Origin of the sequence: Acinetobacter sp. YH01010 (assembly GCF_013420775.1) — a bacterium.
Lineage (GTDB): Bacteria > Pseudomonadota > Gammaproteobacteria > Pseudomonadales > Moraxellaceae > Acinetobacter > Acinetobacter amyesii.
In genome coordinates, this window is sequence record NZ_VOYF01000006.1 from 73708 (window position 1) to 91811 (window position 18104).

Consider the following 18104-nt stretch of genomic DNA (forward strand, 5'->3'; position numbering starts at 1 on the left):
TTCAGATGCGTTTTTTTATGGTTATAGCACGACTTTGTAGCCGCCTATGGATGAGAAACAGCACATTGATTTTGTGGAATGGACTACTTCTTTTACATTGCTTAAATAGTGTTTTGGACAAATGTTCGGCATGATAGGTCTGAATAATAAATTTGAGTTGCTTCTATGTATCGTTTAATTGCTGTGTCTGCATTGTGTGTGGGGATGTTGGCGGGTTGTGCGACAACGCAGAAAATTGTGTCTAAAGTCGGTTCTTCTGCTACACCACTCGATCAGGTATTAAAAGAACGTCCTGATTTGCGTAAAGAGTTGTCGACTGTGGAAATTCGTCAGTACTTTAACCGTGTTGAGTCGCCAAATGCGGGGCAGGTGAAAGTGACTGAAACGGGTTTAATGGATGATTCGGTGAAATCAATTCGTACTATTTATAGTTTTAGATTGGTGGATGGTGACTGGCAGCGTGTAAATACGCAAAAGGAATATCAGTGCCAACGTGGTAAAAATACCAAGACTTTCCAATCGGCGAAGTGTCCTTAAATTATAAAAAGTTAAGGTCTAAATTTCTTATTAAATATTCAGCATGACGGGGTCCTTTCATTTTAAATTCGATGATTGGAGCTCGTATCTACTTTTGTTTCGGCAAAAGTAGCAAAACCATCTTTCATCCGCAAAACTCGTCAAATACCATCTTCAATTGTGTAGGTCGCAGAAACTTTACATATTGAATGTGTCCTGACTCGGACAGTTGCGGATGAGTTTCCGCGTATCTTAATTTTCATCCTAAACATAGAATATTCAATCCTAAAAATTTTCTCGTGAGTTCGTATAGTTTTTAATAATATTGAACCGAATTCAAATCATGATCAGATTTCAATTGTATGATGAAAACCCTCGCTTTTATTCACGTCAATGATTCAGGCACACCTGTCGGTGACTTTGCTCCAGTGACTTCAGTTTTTTCCCATTATGAATTGGGCAATACTGTTTCGCCATTTTTATTACTCGACCATTTAGGGCCTGGGGTGCTGAAACCAACCCAACTGAAAAAAGGTGTGCTGGAACACCCACATCGAGGCTTTGAAACCGTCACCTTGGTGTTTAAAGGTGAACTTGAACATCATGATACGACTGGCGGCGGTGGCGTCATTGGTGAGGGCGATGTGCAGTGGATGACTGCTGCTTCAGGAATACAACACGAAGAAGTTTTTAGCCAAGCCTTTGCACAGCGGGGCGGAGCATTTGAAATCTTGCAACTTTGGGTCAATCTGCCTGCCAAAGATAAAATGAATCCTGCACGCTATCAGAGCTTAGCCAAAGCCAGTATTCCTGTAGTGGATTTAGCAGATAATGCAGGTTATGTACGGGTGATTGCCGGGCAATATTTAACAGCCCACGGCCCTGCAGAAACACATACACCTATGCAAGTATTTGATGTCTTTGTCAGAGCAAATCAAAGCATCACACTGCCTGCACAAGAAGGGGATACCACGCTGGTATATTTACGCTCGGGCAAGCTGAAATTTACTGAAACAGATGAACCGTTAAATGCACAGCATATGGCAGTTATGTCGAGCCAAGGTGAAAATGTAGAATTGACGGCAGTCGAAGATAGCCACATGTTGTATTTATCGGCGCAGCCTTTAAATGAGCCCATTTATGGGCGAGGTTATTTTGTGATGAATCATTTTGCAGAAGTCATGCAAGCCTATGAGGACCTAAAACAAGGTCGCTTTATCCAAAAAGCAGACAATGAAAAACCATAAAAGCGGTAGTTTAAAAAGACCAATACAACGCCAGCAAACACTGTTAAAATAGTCGGACTCAAACCGACAGATCGGTTCGTTGAAGTTCATTTTATCTCTATCTAGCGTCTTGTGAATACGACGCACATATGGCGGATACGCCGCAAATTCATTTTTAAAATTAATATTACAGTGCTCGTCATTGGGCTGAAGAGTCTCTCCCTATTTGTCAATTCAAGCTCGACAGCACACATTTGATATGTAGATAACAATGCAAAACGTACAAACCACAAAATTAAGTCGTGCCACCTTAATGTTTCCCTTGGCACTGGTTTTATTTGAATTTTCTGTCTATATCGGCAACGACTTAGTCCAACCCGCCATGCTTGCGATTACCCAAGAGTTTGGCGTGAGTAGTGCATGGGCACCCTCGTCGATGTCATTTTACTTATTGGGAGGTGCCTGTGTCGCTGCGATATTAGGACCCTTGTCAGACCGATTAGGCCGTAAAAAAGTCCTGTTGGGTGGTGTAGCGTTCTTTAGCTTATGCTGTTTAGCGATATTGCTCACACATAATATCGAAAGCTTTTTAACTTTGCGTTTTTTACAAGGTTTTGGCTTGTCGGTTATTTCAGCCGTGGGCTATGCCGCTGTTCAGGAAACTTTTGAAGAGCGAGATGCCATCAAAGTCATGGCGATCATGGCCAATATTTCACTACTGGCGCCACTGATCGGACCCGTCCTCGGTGCCTTTATGATTGATCACGTGTCATGGCATTGGGGTTTTATAGGAATCGCATTTCTATCTTTTCTGAGTTGGTTTGGTTTAAAAGCCAAGATGCCGGCTCAGCACATCAGCATCCCAAAGCAACCGGTGGGTTATATTATCGATGACTTTAAACAGGTGTTAAAAAACAAACGCTTTTTGGCACTGACACTGGGCCTACCAATGGTGGCAATGCCTCTGATGCTGTGGATTGCGCTATCTCCGGTCATATTGGTGGAGCAGCTTGGGCTGAGTAGCATGCAATACGGCATGGCGCAGTTTCCTGTTTTGGGCGGTCTGATCCTCGGTAATATTGTCCTGATTAAAATCATCGACAAATTGCCTCTAGGTCAGTCTGTGATGATCGGGCTACCTTTGATGTTACTCGGAACGAGCCTCGTGGTGATTGGGACGATGACTGAAAGTTATTTTCTGACATTGCTCATTCTTGGTATGACTTTAGTCAGTTTTGGTGAAGGGATTAGCTTTTCTGTGCTCTATCGATTTGCCTTAATGTCGTCTGAAATGTCGAAGGGCACTGTGGCTGCGGCAGTGTCTGTGATCATGATGCTGACGTTCTTTGCCGTGATTGAAATCGTGCGCGTGCTGTATGAAAACTTTGGCCTTTGGGCCTATAGTTTGGCAGGATTTACCCTCATTATCTTGTGGTTCAGCCTACCACGCTTGGTGGTGCGAGATATTATGCGACAACGTAAATTGACGGGTGAGTTTTAAATTCGAGTTCATGCCATTATAGAAAAAGCCCAATGCTGTGTAGAACAACATTGGGCTTTTTTATTTGTTGTATACCGTCTTAATTTGATGTTGCAGGTTGTTCTGCATTTTTTAATTTACGATCGAAAATAAACGGGCCAAAAGGCAAAATTGATGCAATTAAGCCCATTAGAAATACGCTAAGCGACCATTTTTGCTTTTCACAGACCACAAATAGCACCACCAAGAAGGCAATAAACAAGACGCCATGTCCCATACCGACGTATTTGACCAATATTGGATTATCCATCAGGTACTTCATTGGCATAGCAATGAACAATAATAATAAAAAGGAGATGCCTTCGAGTAGGCCCACAAAGCGTAAGGTCTTGATATTCATGCGAAGTCTAAATTCAAAGTGATTTCAGTCTTGAGTGTACCTGAAAGCACAGCAGGAACGAAGCGTTCCTGTTGAAATAATTGATCCGTATATTGAGTCTAAGTAATTGTTTTTAAAGTTAATTCTGAGTCATCTGCTCGGATTAATCTTCTAGATCCGTTAAGGCATCTTCAATTGAACCCTGATCAAATTCATAGTTACAGCCGAATAAAATCATTGGGCTTTTTCCGGTCATTTCAGACAGGCTTAGTTTTTGATTGATTGCATGCAGATCATCCGTTTCAGCTTCCGTACGTAGGATTTTTTCACCACGGAAAAACGGCAAATTGGCAAACATCCGATGCTGCTCAATACCATATTTTTGGGCAAGTTTTTTCACATCGGCTTGGCGATAGATTGCGAATACTGCATTGGAAGACAGGCCAATTTCTTGGGTCGGCATGCCAAAAAACTCTACAGCCTGCTTATTTTTATAGATATAAATAAACGGCTGATGTGGGTCATCATGGCGTTTCCAACCCAATTGGCCCAGAGCCTTTTCATAGTCGAGTAAAGTGTCATGGTAGGTGTCGTAATCGGCCTGACATTCCAAAATACGTTTTAAATCTTGTGTTGTCGGTGCTGCAAAAACAGAAGACGCAGCTAAACATGAGGTCGCCACAATCATAGGCAATATGAGGCGTTTAAAACCTAAACTAAGCATTTTCATCATGAGTCTCAAATGATTTTATTTAATTTCCGCCTGAATCAGCTGTGTTCGAAGCTGAATCAGTTCGGCTAATGTTTCTAATAATAAACTGATTTGCTTGAGCACCAGTTGTAGGTGATTAGACCGCATTTCTTCAGTGCTGAGTGTTTGAATTTCGAAAAGTTTTTGCTGAATTTTCTCAGGGTTGAGCGGTTTTTGCTGAATTAAGACGTCGTCTAGGGTGCTTTGACACCATTGCAGCAGTTCAAGGACTTGTTGGTCTTGTACTTGTTCACGGTGGCTCCCCAGTGCCGAAATATAACTGAGCTGACTATGGCTATACACCAAATAGCGAAAGGCGTGTTGTATCAAGTTCTGGTCGGGTTCAGGCTCGGTACTTAAACTTGAAATCATGCTCGACAATTCAGTTTGAGCATTATGGGCTGAACGACGGGCACGCCGATAATCAATGCTATTAGTTTTCCCATGGAGATATTGCTCAACTACGGCATCAAAATAATGCAAGGTCGCAGCAGAGCTTTTTTGAATGGTCTTGGAAATATTGCGAAAGTCCCAATCTGGCCAGATGACATTCACTGCGAACCATGCAATAAAACAGCCGAGTAGGGTATCAACGATACGCGGTAAAATAACTGCATAACCAGCGCCTTTTAAATTAAAAATCAGCAAGACCATTAAGGTTGCCATGAGGGTCGCCATGGCATATTTTTTGGCACTCAGATAGAAAAAGCACACGCCAAAAATAATCGTCAGTAGTAATTGACCTTCGACACTAGGCACAAAATACAAAATAGGAATGCCAAGTAAGACCCCTAATATGGTTCCCAATGTCCGCATTTTTAAACGACTTTTGGTCGCAAAATAACGCATCTGACAGACAAATAAACTGGTCAATAATATCCAGTAGCCATTTTTAGCAAAGGGCAATAGCGAAATGGCATAGCCCATCGCAAAGACAAAAGCGATGCGAACGGCATGGCGAAATAAGGCAGATTCGGGACTCAAATGCTGTTTCAGTTTGAGCCATAAATCATGCCAGCCATGAATATCGTCATCAAGTAAATTGAGGTTATCAATATGCTGCTGATAAGCCTGTTGCTGTGAATGATCTAAATCCTGCACATGCGAAAAACGTTCTTGCACACTGTCCAAATTACTCAAGATCAGCTGTAGGTTTTTCACTTCTATGTTTTGCGGATTATTGGCCATCCACTCCTGCAAAGAGGCATGCAAATGTGCCAGTGCTTGTGCGGTAATGGGATCAGGCTGATAGGGCTGTCGATGCAAAATACAGTAGGCCAACTGTTGGCAAGCCTGCGCTTGTAATCGAATATTTTTTTGAAAACGGAAAATTAAATCAGTACGGCTAAAATTTTGATGAATTTGTTCGTAGTGTAAATAATTCGCACTGGCCTGTTCGTGAATATCTTGTGCCAAGAAATATAAATTCAGCCAGTAGATGGTGTTTTTATTGGCTCTTGATGCTTTTAAACGGGTGAGTAAAGAAGCTTTGGTCGTGTTTAAACTCGGGATGACATCACTGTTTTTGAGTGATAATTCATACAGTAAGTGTTCCACATTGTCGACATTATCTGGGTCAAATAAGCGTGCTTTTGCATTCAGTACTTCGGCGATTTGTAAAAAACAACGCGAGAGATTGTCCTGTACGGGTAGGGTGGGTTTAATCAGGTAAAAAAGAATTGAGGTGAAGCCATACCATAAAGCCCCTAGAACAAAGCAACTGGGTTGAAAATACCAGGTCTCATATTCGCCCAAGCCGAACATGGTATAAATCGATAGTAAAATCGTGCCAAAAGATATCGTGGCATAGCGTTGCCCCAAAGCCCCCAATAAAATAAATCCTGCACTGGAAAGTGAAAGATACAAGATAAACAGCAGCTTATAGGGATAGAGAAAATCTAAAATACTACTGACACTAAAGAAGAGTACGCAGACATAGAGCAAATTACGCAGTCGGATGCTGAGTCGGTCATCAAAGTCGGTGAGTGCAGTGGCAATCGCACCTAAGGTGACGGGCACAATAAAACTATGAAAACCGAGAAAATATAATCCGAGCGTGGTGCCACTCAAAACAATACAAATTTGCAGGCAATACATAATGATTGCACTGGATTGAAACTGTTGAAACCAAGAGAGTCGCGTGTTCACAGAGTTATGAAGTATTTAAATGATTTTGTAAATTAGACTGAGCTTTTTTCTGTGAACTGTCAATTTTTATTCAATAGAAAAGCGGACTTAAAGTCCGCTTATTCAAATCTATGTGCAAGGTCGATTATTGAATCACACCACAGGCAATACGGTCACCGCCACCGCCTAGAGGTTTAGGGTCATCTGAGTAATTATCACCACCAGCATGGACCATGATGGCTAAGCCTTGTACATCCGCCAATTTCAAACGCGGTGCAATTAAATTCACTTTTGCTGTTCCGTCCGTTTGAACTTGAAGGATCGGTAAGTCACCCATGTGACCGGTTAACGGTGTACCGTGGTGAGGTGCCGCTTTAGGGTTAAAGTGCCCACCCGCAGCGAGTGCAGCACCCGCTTTTCCATCTTTTTCAGCTGGGGCACAAGAGCCTTTTTCATGAATATGGAAACCGTGTGGACCCGGAGGAAGCTGGGTTAAATTGGTATGAATAACCAAGCCAGCAGGGCTATCAACCAAGTTAATTTGACCGATGCTTTGACCAATACCTTGAGCAGTCACGGCATTGACCGTCACGGTTTTTGCATTCAGACCTGTTGAAGTCGAGGTACTCGCACAGCCTGTAAACATCAGGGCACTGACCGCAGCAAGCGCACCGAATTTAAATAGTGAAGACATGTTTGGCATCCTGTCTGTTTTTATGGAGTCTCAACCATTGAAACAGATGCGAATACAGGATGACAGATAATTTAAGTATTTGATTGTAATATTTGTTTAATGAATTCAAGCCTGAATTAAGGTTGTTCAGGCTTATCATCTATATTGTCTAAGTTATGTGCCAACGTTGCTTTGGGCATCATGACGGCTTCAATTTGGGTTTCATGCAACCATTCACGCCAAATGGCTAACAATACAGCCAAGATCACTGGCCCGATAAATAAACCAACAAGACCGAAACTGGCGATACCACCTAAAACACCGAACATGATTAATAAGAATGGAATCTGCGTTGCCCCTGAAATTACTAAAGGACGAATCACGTTATCGGCCGTACTCACCACACAAACACCCCAAGCCATGACGCCAATGGCTTCGATGGTTTGACCTTGTGAAAATAACCACAACGACACAGCGGTATATGAAATCGGTGGGCCAAAAGGAATCAGTGCCAACATGAAGGTAATGATGGTTAATAACATTGGGTTAGGCACATCGGCGACAAAATAGCTAACACCGGCAAGTAAAGCTTGGGCAATGGCGGTGAGACCGATGCCATACACGACGGCACGTGTAGTATCCGAAATAGTGGCAAGATAATGATGAATACGTGGCCCAATGACCATTTCGAGGGCTTTACTGACCTGACTTAAAATGGTTTGACCATCACGATAGAAGAAAAATAAAGACATCACGGCAAAACACAGCTTAAAGATATTTTTACTGACTTCGCCGACCAAAACTTTACCGTAGTTCAAATGCCCCTGAATCCAAATTTGTACCGATTGAATAATACTGTTTGGGTCATTGTTTAGCTCATGCAGGGTACGACTGACTTCTTTACCAATAAACGGCAGTTGGCGAATAAAATCAGGCACATTGACATGACCAGAGAAAACTTGCTTTTGTAATTCAAAATACAAGTTACGGCCTTCATGTTGTAACAAGAAGATTGCAAAAATCACTGGCAGACCTACCACGAGCACCACCAGTAAGATCATCAGCGCCGCACTTAGATTTGCACGATTGCCACAAAAACGATGTACCGATTGATACAGCGGCCAAGTCATATAAGCAATAATCGCTGCCCAAACAACGGGCACAATAAAGTATTTGAGTACGCTAAAGCTCAAAAAAATCAGGATAAAAAATAATCCGAACAATAAGACTTTTTGTAATGTAGGTGCGAACGTTGGCAATGCGTGCTCTGATTTTTTCATCATGTTGTGTTCAATCTTAACCGAAAAAAAAGCTCCCGAAAACGAGAGCTTGTTAACTTATGGTGAATATCTTTCAGGCTAGATCCTTGCAAGATTGGCCTTTATATCAACAAAATGTGGAATGATGGGTTAAAACCACTCGGCTTCGTCTTCAATAATGGCATTGAGCACAGGTTGCCATTGTTGTTGCATACCGAGGTACAATTTTTGCGTTTTGTCAAAAACCGAAAGACCTTGCATGGCAAGTTGACCATAAGCGGTACGTTCAGAAATCCAAGCAACGGGCTGTTGTTCAACTTTATTGAAAAAATCTTGAATTTCTTTGGAATGAGCAGAATTGGGTTTGACGCGATTAGCCAGCAATAGGATTTGGACTTTACCTTTACGAATTCGTTTAATTTCTTGCAAATGCTTTAAAAAACGACGGGTCGAGTCGATGTCGAAGAAAGATGGTTGCAGTGGGGTAATGATGGCATGGGCTTCACTCACCAACTGATCTGCATGTTCACCCGATAACGCACCCGGTGCATCGATAATCAGATATTCAATCCCTTTCGGCACATCACCAATCGACTTTTCATGACGCCAATCTAGGCTCTGAATTGGGGCGGCAGTCTCTGGGCGCTGTTTGAGCCATTGACGTGCAGACTTTTGATTGTCAGCATCTGCCAAGGCCACTTTATAACCTTTTTGCGCAAGTGCAGAGGCTAAACTGATTGCTGTGATGGTTTTGCCACAACCACCTTTTTGATTGGCAATTAATATCGTTTTCATCGACCTAAATAGATTTTATTCTGCTCATCCCTAGCATATCATTGTTTAATGCGGGGAATATGACAAAGAACCAAAGTCTAAGTTTTTTCTATACGTTTCGCTGTAATATCTTAAAAAGATTAGGAATTTTAAATGTCTGTCTGGATGGCCATGCTCATTGGCGCGTGTATTGGGATTGTACTGACCACCTTAATTTTAAGTGGCAGTCGCAATGGAAGGATTAAGGCAGAATACGAGCAATATATTGCAGAACTAGAATTGGAACATCAGCAGGCCTTGGCCCATGCACAAAAACGCAGTGTAAATACCAGTCGTGCTGTTTTAAAAGGCAAAATGGCCGAACAAATGGCGCCGATCATGCCTGAATTTCAGTATTTACCTAGCGATGCAAAGTTTCTCGGTGACCCGATCGATTATGTGGTTTTTGATGGCTATACCGACTTTCGTGATGGCGATGGCCTCGCTGAAGACATCGAAGTGGTGCTGATTGATATTAAAAGTGGTGGCGCACGTTTGACCAAAGGGCAACAAGCGATTGCTCAAGCCATTGCCGAAGGGCGAGTGCGTTTTGAAACCATCCGAATTGATTTTGAGCATATTTAAGCTCGCGTGATTCAGGCTCAGAACCGTCGAAAAGTAATAAGGACAGAATATTCACATGGAAAAACTCTTAGCGACTGCAGCCGTTTTTGCGCTCATGCTGTGGATATGGTCTGAATATTTTCGTGCCATTCCACATTTAGAGCAGACTGGTGTGCTGAAAAATTTTCAGGTCACAGCGACTCAGGCATTTTCCGGTGAATATTTGCTGTTGGATAAACGCTACTACAGTGCCAGTAGTCGTACATTACATCCGGCAGCACCGACCGTGGTGGGTGGCTTTCAAGACTTGGCCTATGTTAGCAATATTGATCTGCTACTGAGTTCAGGCGCAAATGATTTCCAGTCTTTAAAATATCATCTTGAATGGTCGCAGCAGAACCGCTGTTTTAACGTACAAGCGAAAGACGTGCCCTCGACACAAATTGAACAGCTCAAGTCCGAATTGCAAAATGTCAGTGTGATTGCTCAATCCGAAGACGTCGCAAATCGTATTCGCCGTTTAAAATCAGGGGATCGTGTGGAGATTTTGGGTGAATGGGTGGATGTGCATTCCACCAAAACAGGGAAGTCGTATAGCACCTTTAATGTGTTGAATAAAAAGCCCTGTCATATCCTAAAAATTAATGCCATTCGACTAATCAAAGACTAGGTACTTTTAACTAGATTTGATTGTGCTTAAACATGGCCTTGGAAGCTTTAACTCAACTTCTGTGCGCGGGCGAGCAACATGCGCTGTCCAATTTTTGGAATGCCTTCAGCATCAAAATACTGCGTTTCAAAACATTCAAACTGGGCATCTTCAAGCAACTTTTGCATATGACGATCCAGATGACAGCCATCCGCGACTTTCTTTTGAATGGGCGTCAATAAGTGTTGTAACTGCTTAATTTTCCCATTTTCATTGTGTTGTACATGCTCAACCAAATGAAATGTTCCTGTTGGTTTAAGGACACGGTAGATTTCTTCAAGCGCAGTTTCAATATCGGCAATGCTGCATAAGGTCCATGTACTCACGACATGATCTAGACTTTCATCTGCAAAGGGTAATTTTTCAGCACCGGCTAAAATATGCTGTACCTCAAAGGGTGCCGCATGTACACGTTCAGCAGCTAAATGAAAAATATCAGGATTGGGCTCAAGGGCAAAAACCGTATCGACATTTTGATAAAAGGCTAAATTCAAACCTGTACCAAAGCCAATTTCGAGTACTTCACCAGACACGGCTAACAGGAGTTCGCGTCGTTTATCCATCAGGCTCGGTACTTGCATGACTTGATTTAAAAGGTGCGGAAAAATGTGTTGTTGATAAAATTTATAAATCATAGCGAGTATTTTTGTTGGCTTTTTTTAAAGTGTAAATCATGTCTTTTTAATTTTAAATCATGTGATAGGGCGTGGATATGGGCCAATTGACTGAATAACAGCATTTTGTTACCAAGTTCATAAGGTTTATGCAGACTGTGTGCGTAATATAGAGTTACAACTAGTGAAAACGACATTCATCAGGCTCAACCAACGCGATTTTAAGCTCATGTTCAGGTTGGGGCATTATGAATAGATGAAGTCGGCTCAATTGCAGAATTAAAATTGAGTATTGTGAAGTATTACAGGGTAAGAGGATAACGCGATGATCAAGCGAATTGCATTAAGTACTGTGCTTGCAGGCTTTTTATTGAATGTCGGTGTCCAAGCATCTTCAGATTATAATATTGCCAAAGGCTTAGCACCTGCTGCCAAAGGCCAGTCGATTTCTACCTTGAAAGAATTTAAAGGTGATTTCCGAATTTTAGGTTCAAAAACCTATCAAACAGATGAACAAGCAAAATTTTCTCCGATCGATTATGCGGTCAGTTGGGGCTTATTTGCAGAGCCAGAAATTGCTCGTACGATTTCAGTCAATCAATATGACCGTTTCTTAAATTGGAAAATGGATCGTGTTCCTGTACCGCAAAAGCAAGCCATGATGATGGTGTCGAATATGCACATCATTCCTGCAAACCCGCAAATTGCTAAACAAATTACTCAAGTAAAACGTGGCGATCTTGTGCGTTTAAAAGGGGATTTGGTTGAGGTGAAAGACAAAGATTTGGTTTGGACTTCATCTTTGACCCCAACAGATACGGGTGATGGGGCTTGTGAAGTTTTTCGTGTCAGTTCTATTCAGTGGATTGAAAAAGTTAAAGGCTAAACTTCGATTGCATCGAGATCGTATTTGAAATCGGTGTGCATTAGATTCAAGGTAAAATAATTTGATGATGAAAATGACGATAAAGAAAAAGTTTATTTTGAGTCTAATGTTGGCGAGTGGTTTAGCGCTTGGTGGATGTACCAGTATGAGTTCAACTGTAGATGGGAAAACCCATGTATTTACTGAACAGCAAAGTTGTCCGACCTTGCTTGAGATGGATCGTGGACAAACTTTAGAAGTACTGTTAAACGAAAATCCAAGTACCGGATATGTATGGTCTTTGGCTGAGCAACCGAAACTTTTTAAAGTTGAAGAAGTGTTTCAATCAGCTCAACAACAACAAGCTGCTGCTGCAGATGCGACACCAGTGCTTGGTGCAGGCGGTCAAAAAACTTATCGTTTTACCGCAACGACTGCAGGTGAAGAATTACTACATTTGAAGCATGCACGAGCTTGGGAAAAAACCGCGATGGCTGAATGGACTTGTAGAGTACGAGTGTCCTGATTTGAACTGATGATGAACGATAAAAAAAGCCAGTATTTGTACTGGCTTTTTTATTGCAGACGAACTGATTTAGAACGTCCATCTAAGCATTATTTCGCGCTGAGCGCTTGACCGTCAAATTGAATACCTTCCCAACCATTTTGCATAAATTGGCGAATGTTTTGGTGGTCAGTTGCGTCTGGTGTTGCCAATACAGCAGCATAATGTTCAGCAAAAAGACTTAATGTTTCAGCTTGGTTTAGACCATTCAATTGGGCAAAAGAAAACACTTTGGCACTGCCTTGGTTTTCAGTTGCTGCATTGGCTTGTTTGCCATTGGTAAAAGCGGTTGCTGTATGGTTATAACGCGCTTCAATAAATGCAATCACATCTGAAAATTTCGCAGTCCCTGCTTGAAGTTGATCTAATAATTCCTGAGCCATAATGTCCTCTTTCAATAAAAAATACCGCAAAGTGTTGCAGACTATAGCAAGCTTTGGCCCAAACATTTAACACTATTTGCGTAAATTAAATGCGTGTATATTGAAGGGCGACCTTAGGCAGTCTGTTGCCTAAATTGTAGATACCAATGATGTTGAAGTAGGACAATTATGAACTGGCTTTTGGTCGCATGTGGCGGCGCAATTGGGGCAACACTTCGCTATGCAGCAGGACTGTTATTGGCCAAGCCAACCGTGCTCTTTCCGTGGGCAACATGGTGGGTGAATATTTTAGGTTGCTTTTGTGCAGGTGTGTTCTTTGCATTTAGCCAAAAATATCCCGTTCTACAAAATGAAGCACGCTTATTGCTTATGGTCGGGATCTTAGGTGGCTTTACCACATTTTCCAGTTTCGGCTTAGAAACCTTTCAACTGCTCAGACAAGGGCAAAGTGGGCTGGCATTTAGTTATGCCATTTCTAGTGTGGTGATTGGTGTCATCGTATTGGGGCTGGGATATTACTTATTTCAGTCGATTTTAAAAATAGATGTTTAAAACAACGCTTGAAAACCACAAAATTTCAGACATAAAAAAAAGAAGCTCAGGCTGGAGGAGGGGAACCCTGAACTTCTTCAATGCTTTAATTTTAAAAGCAAAAACTTAATCGAAACTGAACTTATTGTGAGCGTTTGAAACGTGCAAAGCGTTTATTAAAGTTCGCAATACGTCCTTCATTATTTACTTGACGTTGTTCACCTGTATAAAAAGGATGTGATGCACTTGAGATATCGAGCGTCACATATGGATAAGTTTTGCCTTCAAACTCTTTGGTTTGATTGGTGCTTAAGGTACTGCCAATGACAAAAAAGGCATTTGCATTGGTGTCATGAAAGAGCACTTCACGGTATTCGGGATGGATGTTGGCACGCATTCTTCTGTTCCTTAAATTTATTGATTAAAGAAACGTTATAACATAACAATTAAAAATGCAAATATTGCCCGAAATTCGTCAGGCAATCAGCGCTTCATGTTCCCTTAAGCGCTAGGTGGGACCAACTCATCAAAAAGATCATTGAGATTGTCATTCACTTTCAAATGAATCAAATTCCAATAATGTCCTGAAACAGTCCGGTTCACCATCAAGGTATCCGGTGACGGTTTAAACACATCCCAGTATTTAAGAGATGGCTTAATTAATTCTACCCCGTCATGGTGCGCTGAATTTTCAGCAAAGTCGTATTGTGTGGTTAGCGGACGCATCAGCACTTCCAGCCATTGTTCATACAACTCCGCAGGGAATTTACCGAGTTCATTGAGTGAATGTAAGGCATCGAGTTGCTGTTCCATCAGCGGAATATCGTGCTTGCGTGCAGCATTGATCAATTGCTTAAAGTGCGACACGATTTCAGGAGACAGGGTTTTCACACCGCCGTAGTCATATACGATGACTGAACCATCTTCACGAAAGGCGAAGTTGCCCGGATGTGGGTCACAGTGGAAACGTTTAAGGAAGAAAATTTCACGGCCAATGGCACGGAATAACCGTCTTCCCAAGGCATTTCGTGTTTCTTGTGACCATGTGCTGGCAGTTTCTATACTGTCGCCAAGCTCTAGACTTAGAGTCAAAATATGACGTGAAGAATAATCTTTATAGACCTGTGGAATGATGATTTTGTCATCCAGCGCACTATGAAACGCACGGGCCACATCTAAGTTTTGCGCTTCAATTTCGTAGTTCAGTTCGTTGTCCAAACTGTCCTGAATTTCACGAAATAGCTTGTCTTGTAACTTCCGATCAATTTTCAATACGCCCATCAGACGAAGGGCAAGCCGAACTTGTTTTAAATCACTTTCACAGGCTTCTTCGACACCCGGATATTGCACTTTCACCACCACCTGCTGACCATTAGGTAACACGGCTTTATGCACCTGCCCAATGGATGCAGCGGCAAAAGGTTGTTCTTCAAAACTTTTAAAAATTTGCGCGAGGGGTTTGCCGAGTTCTTGTTCTACTTGAGCCTTAATTTCAGCAAAAGGCATGGCTGGCGCTTGGCGTTGTAATTTACTGATCGCTTTTGCGACTTCAGGTGGAAAAATGTCTTTGTACTGCGAGGCAATTTGTCCGACTTTCATCACCGCACCTTTCATTTCACCCAAAGTATCTGCAATTTGCAGACCGATGTCCTGAAAAAGTTTACTGCGAGATGCATTTTTCTGTTCTTCATCGGCAGTGATATTGCGGATGGAATTGGAAACGGTTTTAGTAGCAATGCTTGCCGTCATACTGGCAAGTTTCATAAAGCGACGACCCGGTGTGCTAGCCGTTTTTGCCATGTGATGTTCCTCAAGATCATCATTTATTATCTATTACCGATCATAGGCGACAAAACACAAACTGCCTACTTTAAATTGTTAAGACTTTATTTCTATTGATAAAATGATGGGCAAAAATGTAAATACTGAAAATAATTCAGGCAAATTTAAGCCACACGCTGAATGGTTTAAAATATCGCGTCGCTAGAAGAGAACTGAACGATGAAAGTGTATCGCTATTTAACTGGTAAAGATGATGTCAATTTCTGTGCCCGTGTGACCAAAGCTTTAAATGAAGGCTATGAATTGTATGGCTCGCCAACCATGAGTTTTAATGGGACAGATGTGATCGTCGGGCAGGCGATCGTGAAAGACGTAGAAGATGACAGCCAAGTGCCACAAGGTTTAAAAAATGCCATCGAGGCGCTTAATTAGTTGGCTTTTGCTGCTTCGCTAGATTCAGTTTTTTCCAGTTCTAAATGTGGACCGAGATATTTACTGCATTGGTTATGGTGTAAATTTTCATTCAATGTGATGAGGTTTTGCGTCACGATAAAATCCTGATCGTCCGCAGAGGCAAACTTTTGATTGGCCTTAATGAAGTCCTGATAGGTATACGCCATACCAGACTGCTGACAACTTAATTTTAAACGTGCGGTATATGAGTCCGCCTGTTGTTCATGATAAAAGCGAAAGGCTGTCCAAAGTGCTTGATTGATGTAATCAAATTCGGGTTGTGATTGGACTTTGATGGGTGCGTGATATAAAGGAAATTCATGTCGGTTGATCGTTTGTTCAGCTTGTAGTGACATGGAAAAGCCTAAGCTCAGACAGAGACTGATCGAGCGAAATACATGGGACATGTTTATTTTCCTCTTCTTCGTGCTTTTTATTTATGGCATTGCTATGCAGGGTGTTAATTTGCATTAATCTTCTGCATAGCGTAGCCGTATTTTTAAGTAACTTTTTAGATGATTTTTTAGGGCTTATCCCGCATGTGCTAAACGTTTATTCATCATAAATAAACGTGTAAGTAGCAGTATACATGCGACAGTCAGACCCACAATCAGGCCAATCCAAACGCCTGCAGCACCAGTCGTAGTGAAGCGTGCAAGATAGATCCCGACAGGGAAGGCAATGATCCAATACGCGATCATAGTGATCCACATCGGTCCTTTGGTGTCTTGCATACCGCGTAAGCACCCTGCGGCACTGACTTGCCATGCATCCATTAATTGATAGGCAATAGCGAACAAGACCAAGTACACGGCAAGCTGAGTCACATCATAGTCATTGGTATAGAGTGACACAATTTCATTACGTAAAAGCCAAAGCAGCAGCATGGTAATTAGGGCAAATACCGTCCCTGTCAACATACCGACTTTCTGGACTTTTCGCATAGCTAGCCAGTTTTTTTCCCCATAATAGGTACCGACCCGAATGGTCAGCGCAATCGCTAGTGACATTGGAATCATAAACAATTGCGAGGTAATCGAAATGGCGACTTGATGCGCGGCAATGGTAACTTCGCCTAAGGGACTCAACACAATAGCGGCTGTACTAAAAATACTGACTTCAAAGAAAATAGCTAAGCCAATGGGAAAGCCGAGTTTTAAAATACGTTTGATCCATTCACTGTTCATTTTTTCAAAAGCAGCGAAAGGTTGGGTTTTTTGATAGGCTGATCCTTTGAAAACGTACATCGCCAAAGCAAAGAACATCAACCATTGCAAAATCGCGGTGGCAAAACCACATCCTGCAGAACCTAATTCAGGGACTGGGCCTAAACCATACATAAAAATAAAGTTCAGTGGAATTAACACCAATAAGGCCAGCAGACTCAGCACAGTGACTGGACGTGGATGCCCCAATGCTTCTGAGTAACCACGTAAAGCTGCGTACATGGTGACAGCAGGCATACCTAAACTAATGGCGTGTAAGAATAAGCTCGCCTTCGGAAGTAATACTTCAGGGACACCCAATAACGGTAAAAGCAGCGGCATAGCTTGTAAGACTAATGCGGCAATGATCCCTAAAAATAATGCGACCCACACAGACTGACGGGCGATGGTGGCAATTTTTTCAGGCGTGCGAGCACCATTGGCTTCTGCCACTAATGGGGTGGTTGCAATCATAATGCCGCTGAACAGCAGCATGACCGGTATCCATAAACCGACCCCGACCGCAATGGCTGCAAGGTCATTGGCGGACATGTGTCCAGCCATGATGGTATCAATGAGACCAAATCCCGCTTGCGCAAACTGCGTGATCAATATCGGGATCATTAAATGAAACAGTTGTTTTAATTCATACTTGCTGCTTGTTACAGCCGTGACAGTAGACACAGAATGTACTCATTTCTTGTGAGGTGCTTAGGAATGAGGTCTTAGCGTTGGAAAGTGAGAAGCACACCAATAAAAATCACCACGCCACCCAATAAGCGTTGCCAGTTAATCGGGGTTTTTTCAGTGCCGAGCAAGCCAAAATGGTCAAATACCATCGACATTAAGATCTGTCCAAAAATAATCAGACCGGAGAGGGATAAAAAACCCAGTTTCGGTGCGGTATAAATACTGATACTGATGGCATAAACACCCAAACATCCCCCCAGCCATAAATACCAAGGGATTTGAGCAAAACTTGCAAAGTCCGGTTTTTCGGCCGATTGAAAAAACACCATAAAGGCGAGGACTATTGTACCAACCAAAAAAGAAAAAAGGGCAGCTTGCAGCGGTGAATATAAATATTCACGCAATTGGCTGTTGATCGCTGTTTGAATGGTCATAGCGATACCAACACCCATCGCGAGCGGCAGTAAGTACAATAAATGGCTGCTTATTTTCATCTTCTAATCATCTAATTCTTCTTTA

General features: G+C 42.1%; 22 protein-coding genes. 9 read left to right on the top strand and 13 right to left on the bottom strand.

The annotated features are described in order from the left end of the window. Window positions 1-165 precede the first annotated feature (165 nt). The 3 genes from FTT77_RS07155 (at window position 166) to FTT77_RS07165 (ending at window position 3243) form a co-directional block, all read left to right on the top strand. A complete protein-coding gene (locus tag FTT77_RS07155) occupies window positions 166-537 on the top strand; it encodes a hypothetical protein (protein ID WP_078192499.1) in 372 nt (123 codons plus the stop codon). 344 nt (window positions 538-881) lie between these two features. Beyond that, window positions 882-1763, top strand: coding sequence for a pirin family protein (locus tag FTT77_RS07160; protein ID WP_180026125.1), 882 nt, complete (start codon window positions 882-884; stop codon window positions 1761-1763). Window positions 1764-2013: 250 nt separating this feature from the next. After that, complete coding sequence (locus FTT77_RS07165) at window positions 2014-3243, top strand: MFS transporter (protein WP_180026079.1); 1230 nt, start codon at window positions 2014-2016, stop codon at window positions 3241-3243. A 79-nt stretch (window positions 3244-3322) separates the two neighbouring features. Here FTT77_RS07165 and FTT77_RS07170 read toward each other — a convergent pair whose 3' ends face one another. From FTT77_RS07170 to FTT77_RS07195, 6 genes are all read right to left on the bottom strand, one after another. After that, window positions 3323-3622: a DUF3817 domain-containing protein gene (locus FTT77_RS07170; protein WP_078189335.1), complete on the bottom strand. Its 300-nt coding sequence runs from the start codon at window positions 3620-3622 to the stop codon at window positions 3323-3325. A gap of 142 nt (window positions 3623-3764) precedes the next feature. After that, a complete protein-coding gene (locus FTT77_RS07175) occupies window positions 3765-4334 on the bottom strand; it encodes a hypothetical protein (protein WP_180026078.1) in 570 nt (189 codons plus the stop codon). A gap of 15 nt (window positions 4335-4349) precedes the next feature. Further along, the gene (gene yccS, locus FTT77_RS07180) at window positions 4350-6500 is read right to left on the bottom strand and encodes a YccS family putative transporter (RefSeq protein ID WP_373685435.1); all 2151 of its coding nucleotides are present in this window, start codon (window positions 6498-6500) and stop codon (window positions 4350-4352) included. Between the two features lie 124 nt (window positions 6501-6624). Continuing rightward, complete coding sequence (sodC, locus tag FTT77_RS07185) at window positions 6625-7173, bottom strand: superoxide dismutase family protein (protein WP_180026077.1); 549 nt, start codon at window positions 7171-7173, stop codon at window positions 6625-6627. 116 nt (window positions 7174-7289) lie between these two features. Continuing rightward, a complete protein-coding gene (locus FTT77_RS07190; RefSeq protein ID WP_180026123.1) occupies window positions 7290-8411 on the bottom strand; it encodes an AI-2E family transporter in 1122 nt (373 codons plus the stop codon). Window positions 8412-8561: 150 nt separating this feature from the next. After that, window positions 8562-9206 (bottom strand): ParA family protein, encoded by a 645-nt coding sequence (locus FTT77_RS07195; RefSeq protein WP_078192493.1) that lies wholly within the window; start codon window positions 9204-9206, stop codon window positions 8562-8564. Window positions 9207-9338: 132 nt separating this feature from the next. Between FTT77_RS07195 and FTT77_RS07200 the strand changes: the two genes are divergently transcribed. Both FTT77_RS07200 and FTT77_RS07205 read left to right on the top strand, forming a co-directional pair. Further along, window positions 9339-9809 carry a Holliday junction resolvase-like protein gene (locus tag FTT77_RS07200; RefSeq protein WP_078192492.1) on the top strand — a complete coding sequence of 157 codons (471 nt, stop codon included), beginning with the start codon at window positions 9339-9341 and terminating at the stop codon, window positions 9807-9809. Window positions 9810-9864: 55 nt separating this feature from the next. After that, window positions 9865-10458, top strand: a complete 594-nt coding sequence (locus tag FTT77_RS07205) for a hypothetical protein (RefSeq protein ID WP_180010496.1) — start codon at window positions 9865-9867, stop codon at window positions 10456-10458. A gap of 47 nt (window positions 10459-10505) precedes the next feature. On the opposite strand, the gene FTT77_RS07210 is transcribed toward FTT77_RS07205, so the two are convergent. Further along, the gene (locus FTT77_RS07210) at window positions 10506-11132 is read right to left on the bottom strand and encodes a class I SAM-dependent methyltransferase (RefSeq protein WP_180049231.1); all 627 of its coding nucleotides are present in this window, start codon (window positions 11130-11132) and stop codon (window positions 10506-10508) included. Between the two features lie 304 nt (window positions 11133-11436). On the opposite strand from FTT77_RS07210, the gene FTT77_RS07215 reads away from it, so the two are divergent. Next, window positions 11437-11997 carry a hypothetical protein gene (locus FTT77_RS07215; protein WP_078189325.1) on the top strand — a complete coding sequence of 187 codons (561 nt, stop codon included), beginning with the start codon at window positions 11437-11439 and terminating at the stop codon, window positions 11995-11997. A gap of 73 nt (window positions 11998-12070) precedes the next feature. Further along, window positions 12071-12502, top strand: coding sequence for a protease inhibitor I42 family protein (locus FTT77_RS07220; protein WP_257223984.1), 432 nt, complete (start codon window positions 12071-12073; stop codon window positions 12500-12502). Window positions 12503-12591: 89 nt separating this feature from the next. Here the strand turns inward: FTT77_RS07220 and FTT77_RS07225 are convergent, their stop codons facing one another. Then, window positions 12592-12924, bottom strand: coding sequence for a HopJ type III effector protein (locus tag FTT77_RS07225; protein WP_078189323.1), 333 nt, complete (start codon window positions 12922-12924; stop codon window positions 12592-12594). A gap of 168 nt (window positions 12925-13092) precedes the next feature. Here FTT77_RS07225 and crcB point away from each other — a divergent pair, with 168 nt between their 5' ends. Further along, window positions 13093-13476 carry a fluoride efflux transporter CrcB gene (gene crcB / locus FTT77_RS07230; protein WP_078189322.1) on the top strand — a complete coding sequence of 128 codons (384 nt, stop codon included), beginning with the start codon at window positions 13093-13095 and terminating at the stop codon, window positions 13474-13476. A gap of 121 nt (window positions 13477-13597) precedes the next feature. Here the strand turns inward: crcB and FTT77_RS07235 are convergent, their stop codons facing one another. Next, window positions 13598-13852 (bottom strand): type B 50S ribosomal protein L31, encoded by a 255-nt coding sequence (locus tag FTT77_RS07235; RefSeq protein WP_078189321.1) that lies wholly within the window; start codon window positions 13850-13852, stop codon window positions 13598-13600. Between the two features lie 104 nt (window positions 13853-13956). Continuing rightward, a complete protein-coding gene (locus FTT77_RS07240) occupies window positions 13957-15255 on the bottom strand; it encodes an AarF/ABC1/UbiB kinase family protein (protein ID WP_111884186.1) in 1299 nt (432 codons plus the stop codon). A gap of 201 nt (window positions 15256-15456) precedes the next feature. On the opposite strand from FTT77_RS07240, the gene FTT77_RS07245 reads away from it, so the two are divergent. Then, a complete protein-coding gene (locus tag FTT77_RS07245) occupies window positions 15457-15669 on the top strand; it encodes a DUF1737 domain-containing protein (RefSeq protein ID WP_078189319.1) in 213 nt (70 codons plus the stop codon). Here FTT77_RS07245 and FTT77_RS07250 read toward each other — a convergent pair. The 3 genes from FTT77_RS07250 to FTT77_RS07260 all read right to left on the bottom strand — a co-directional run bounded on the left by FTT77_RS07250 (window position 15666) and on the right by FTT77_RS07260 (window position 18079). Beyond that, complete coding sequence (locus FTT77_RS07250; protein ID WP_180026075.1) at window positions 15666-16097, bottom strand: hypothetical protein; 432 nt, start codon at window positions 16095-16097, stop codon at window positions 15666-15668. The genes FTT77_RS07245 and FTT77_RS07250 overlap by 4 nt on opposite strands. 123 nt (window positions 16098-16220) lie before the next feature. Further along, window positions 16221-17579, bottom strand: a complete 1359-nt coding sequence (locus FTT77_RS07255; RefSeq protein WP_306674443.1) for an MATE family efflux transporter — start codon at window positions 17577-17579, stop codon at window positions 16221-16223. A 41-nt stretch (window positions 17580-17620) separates the two neighbouring features. Further along, the gene (locus FTT77_RS07260) at window positions 17621-18079 is read right to left on the bottom strand and encodes a DMT family transporter (RefSeq protein WP_180003411.1); all 459 of its coding nucleotides are present in this window, start codon (window positions 18077-18079) and stop codon (window positions 17621-17623) included. Window positions 18080-18104 lie beyond the last annotated feature (25 nt).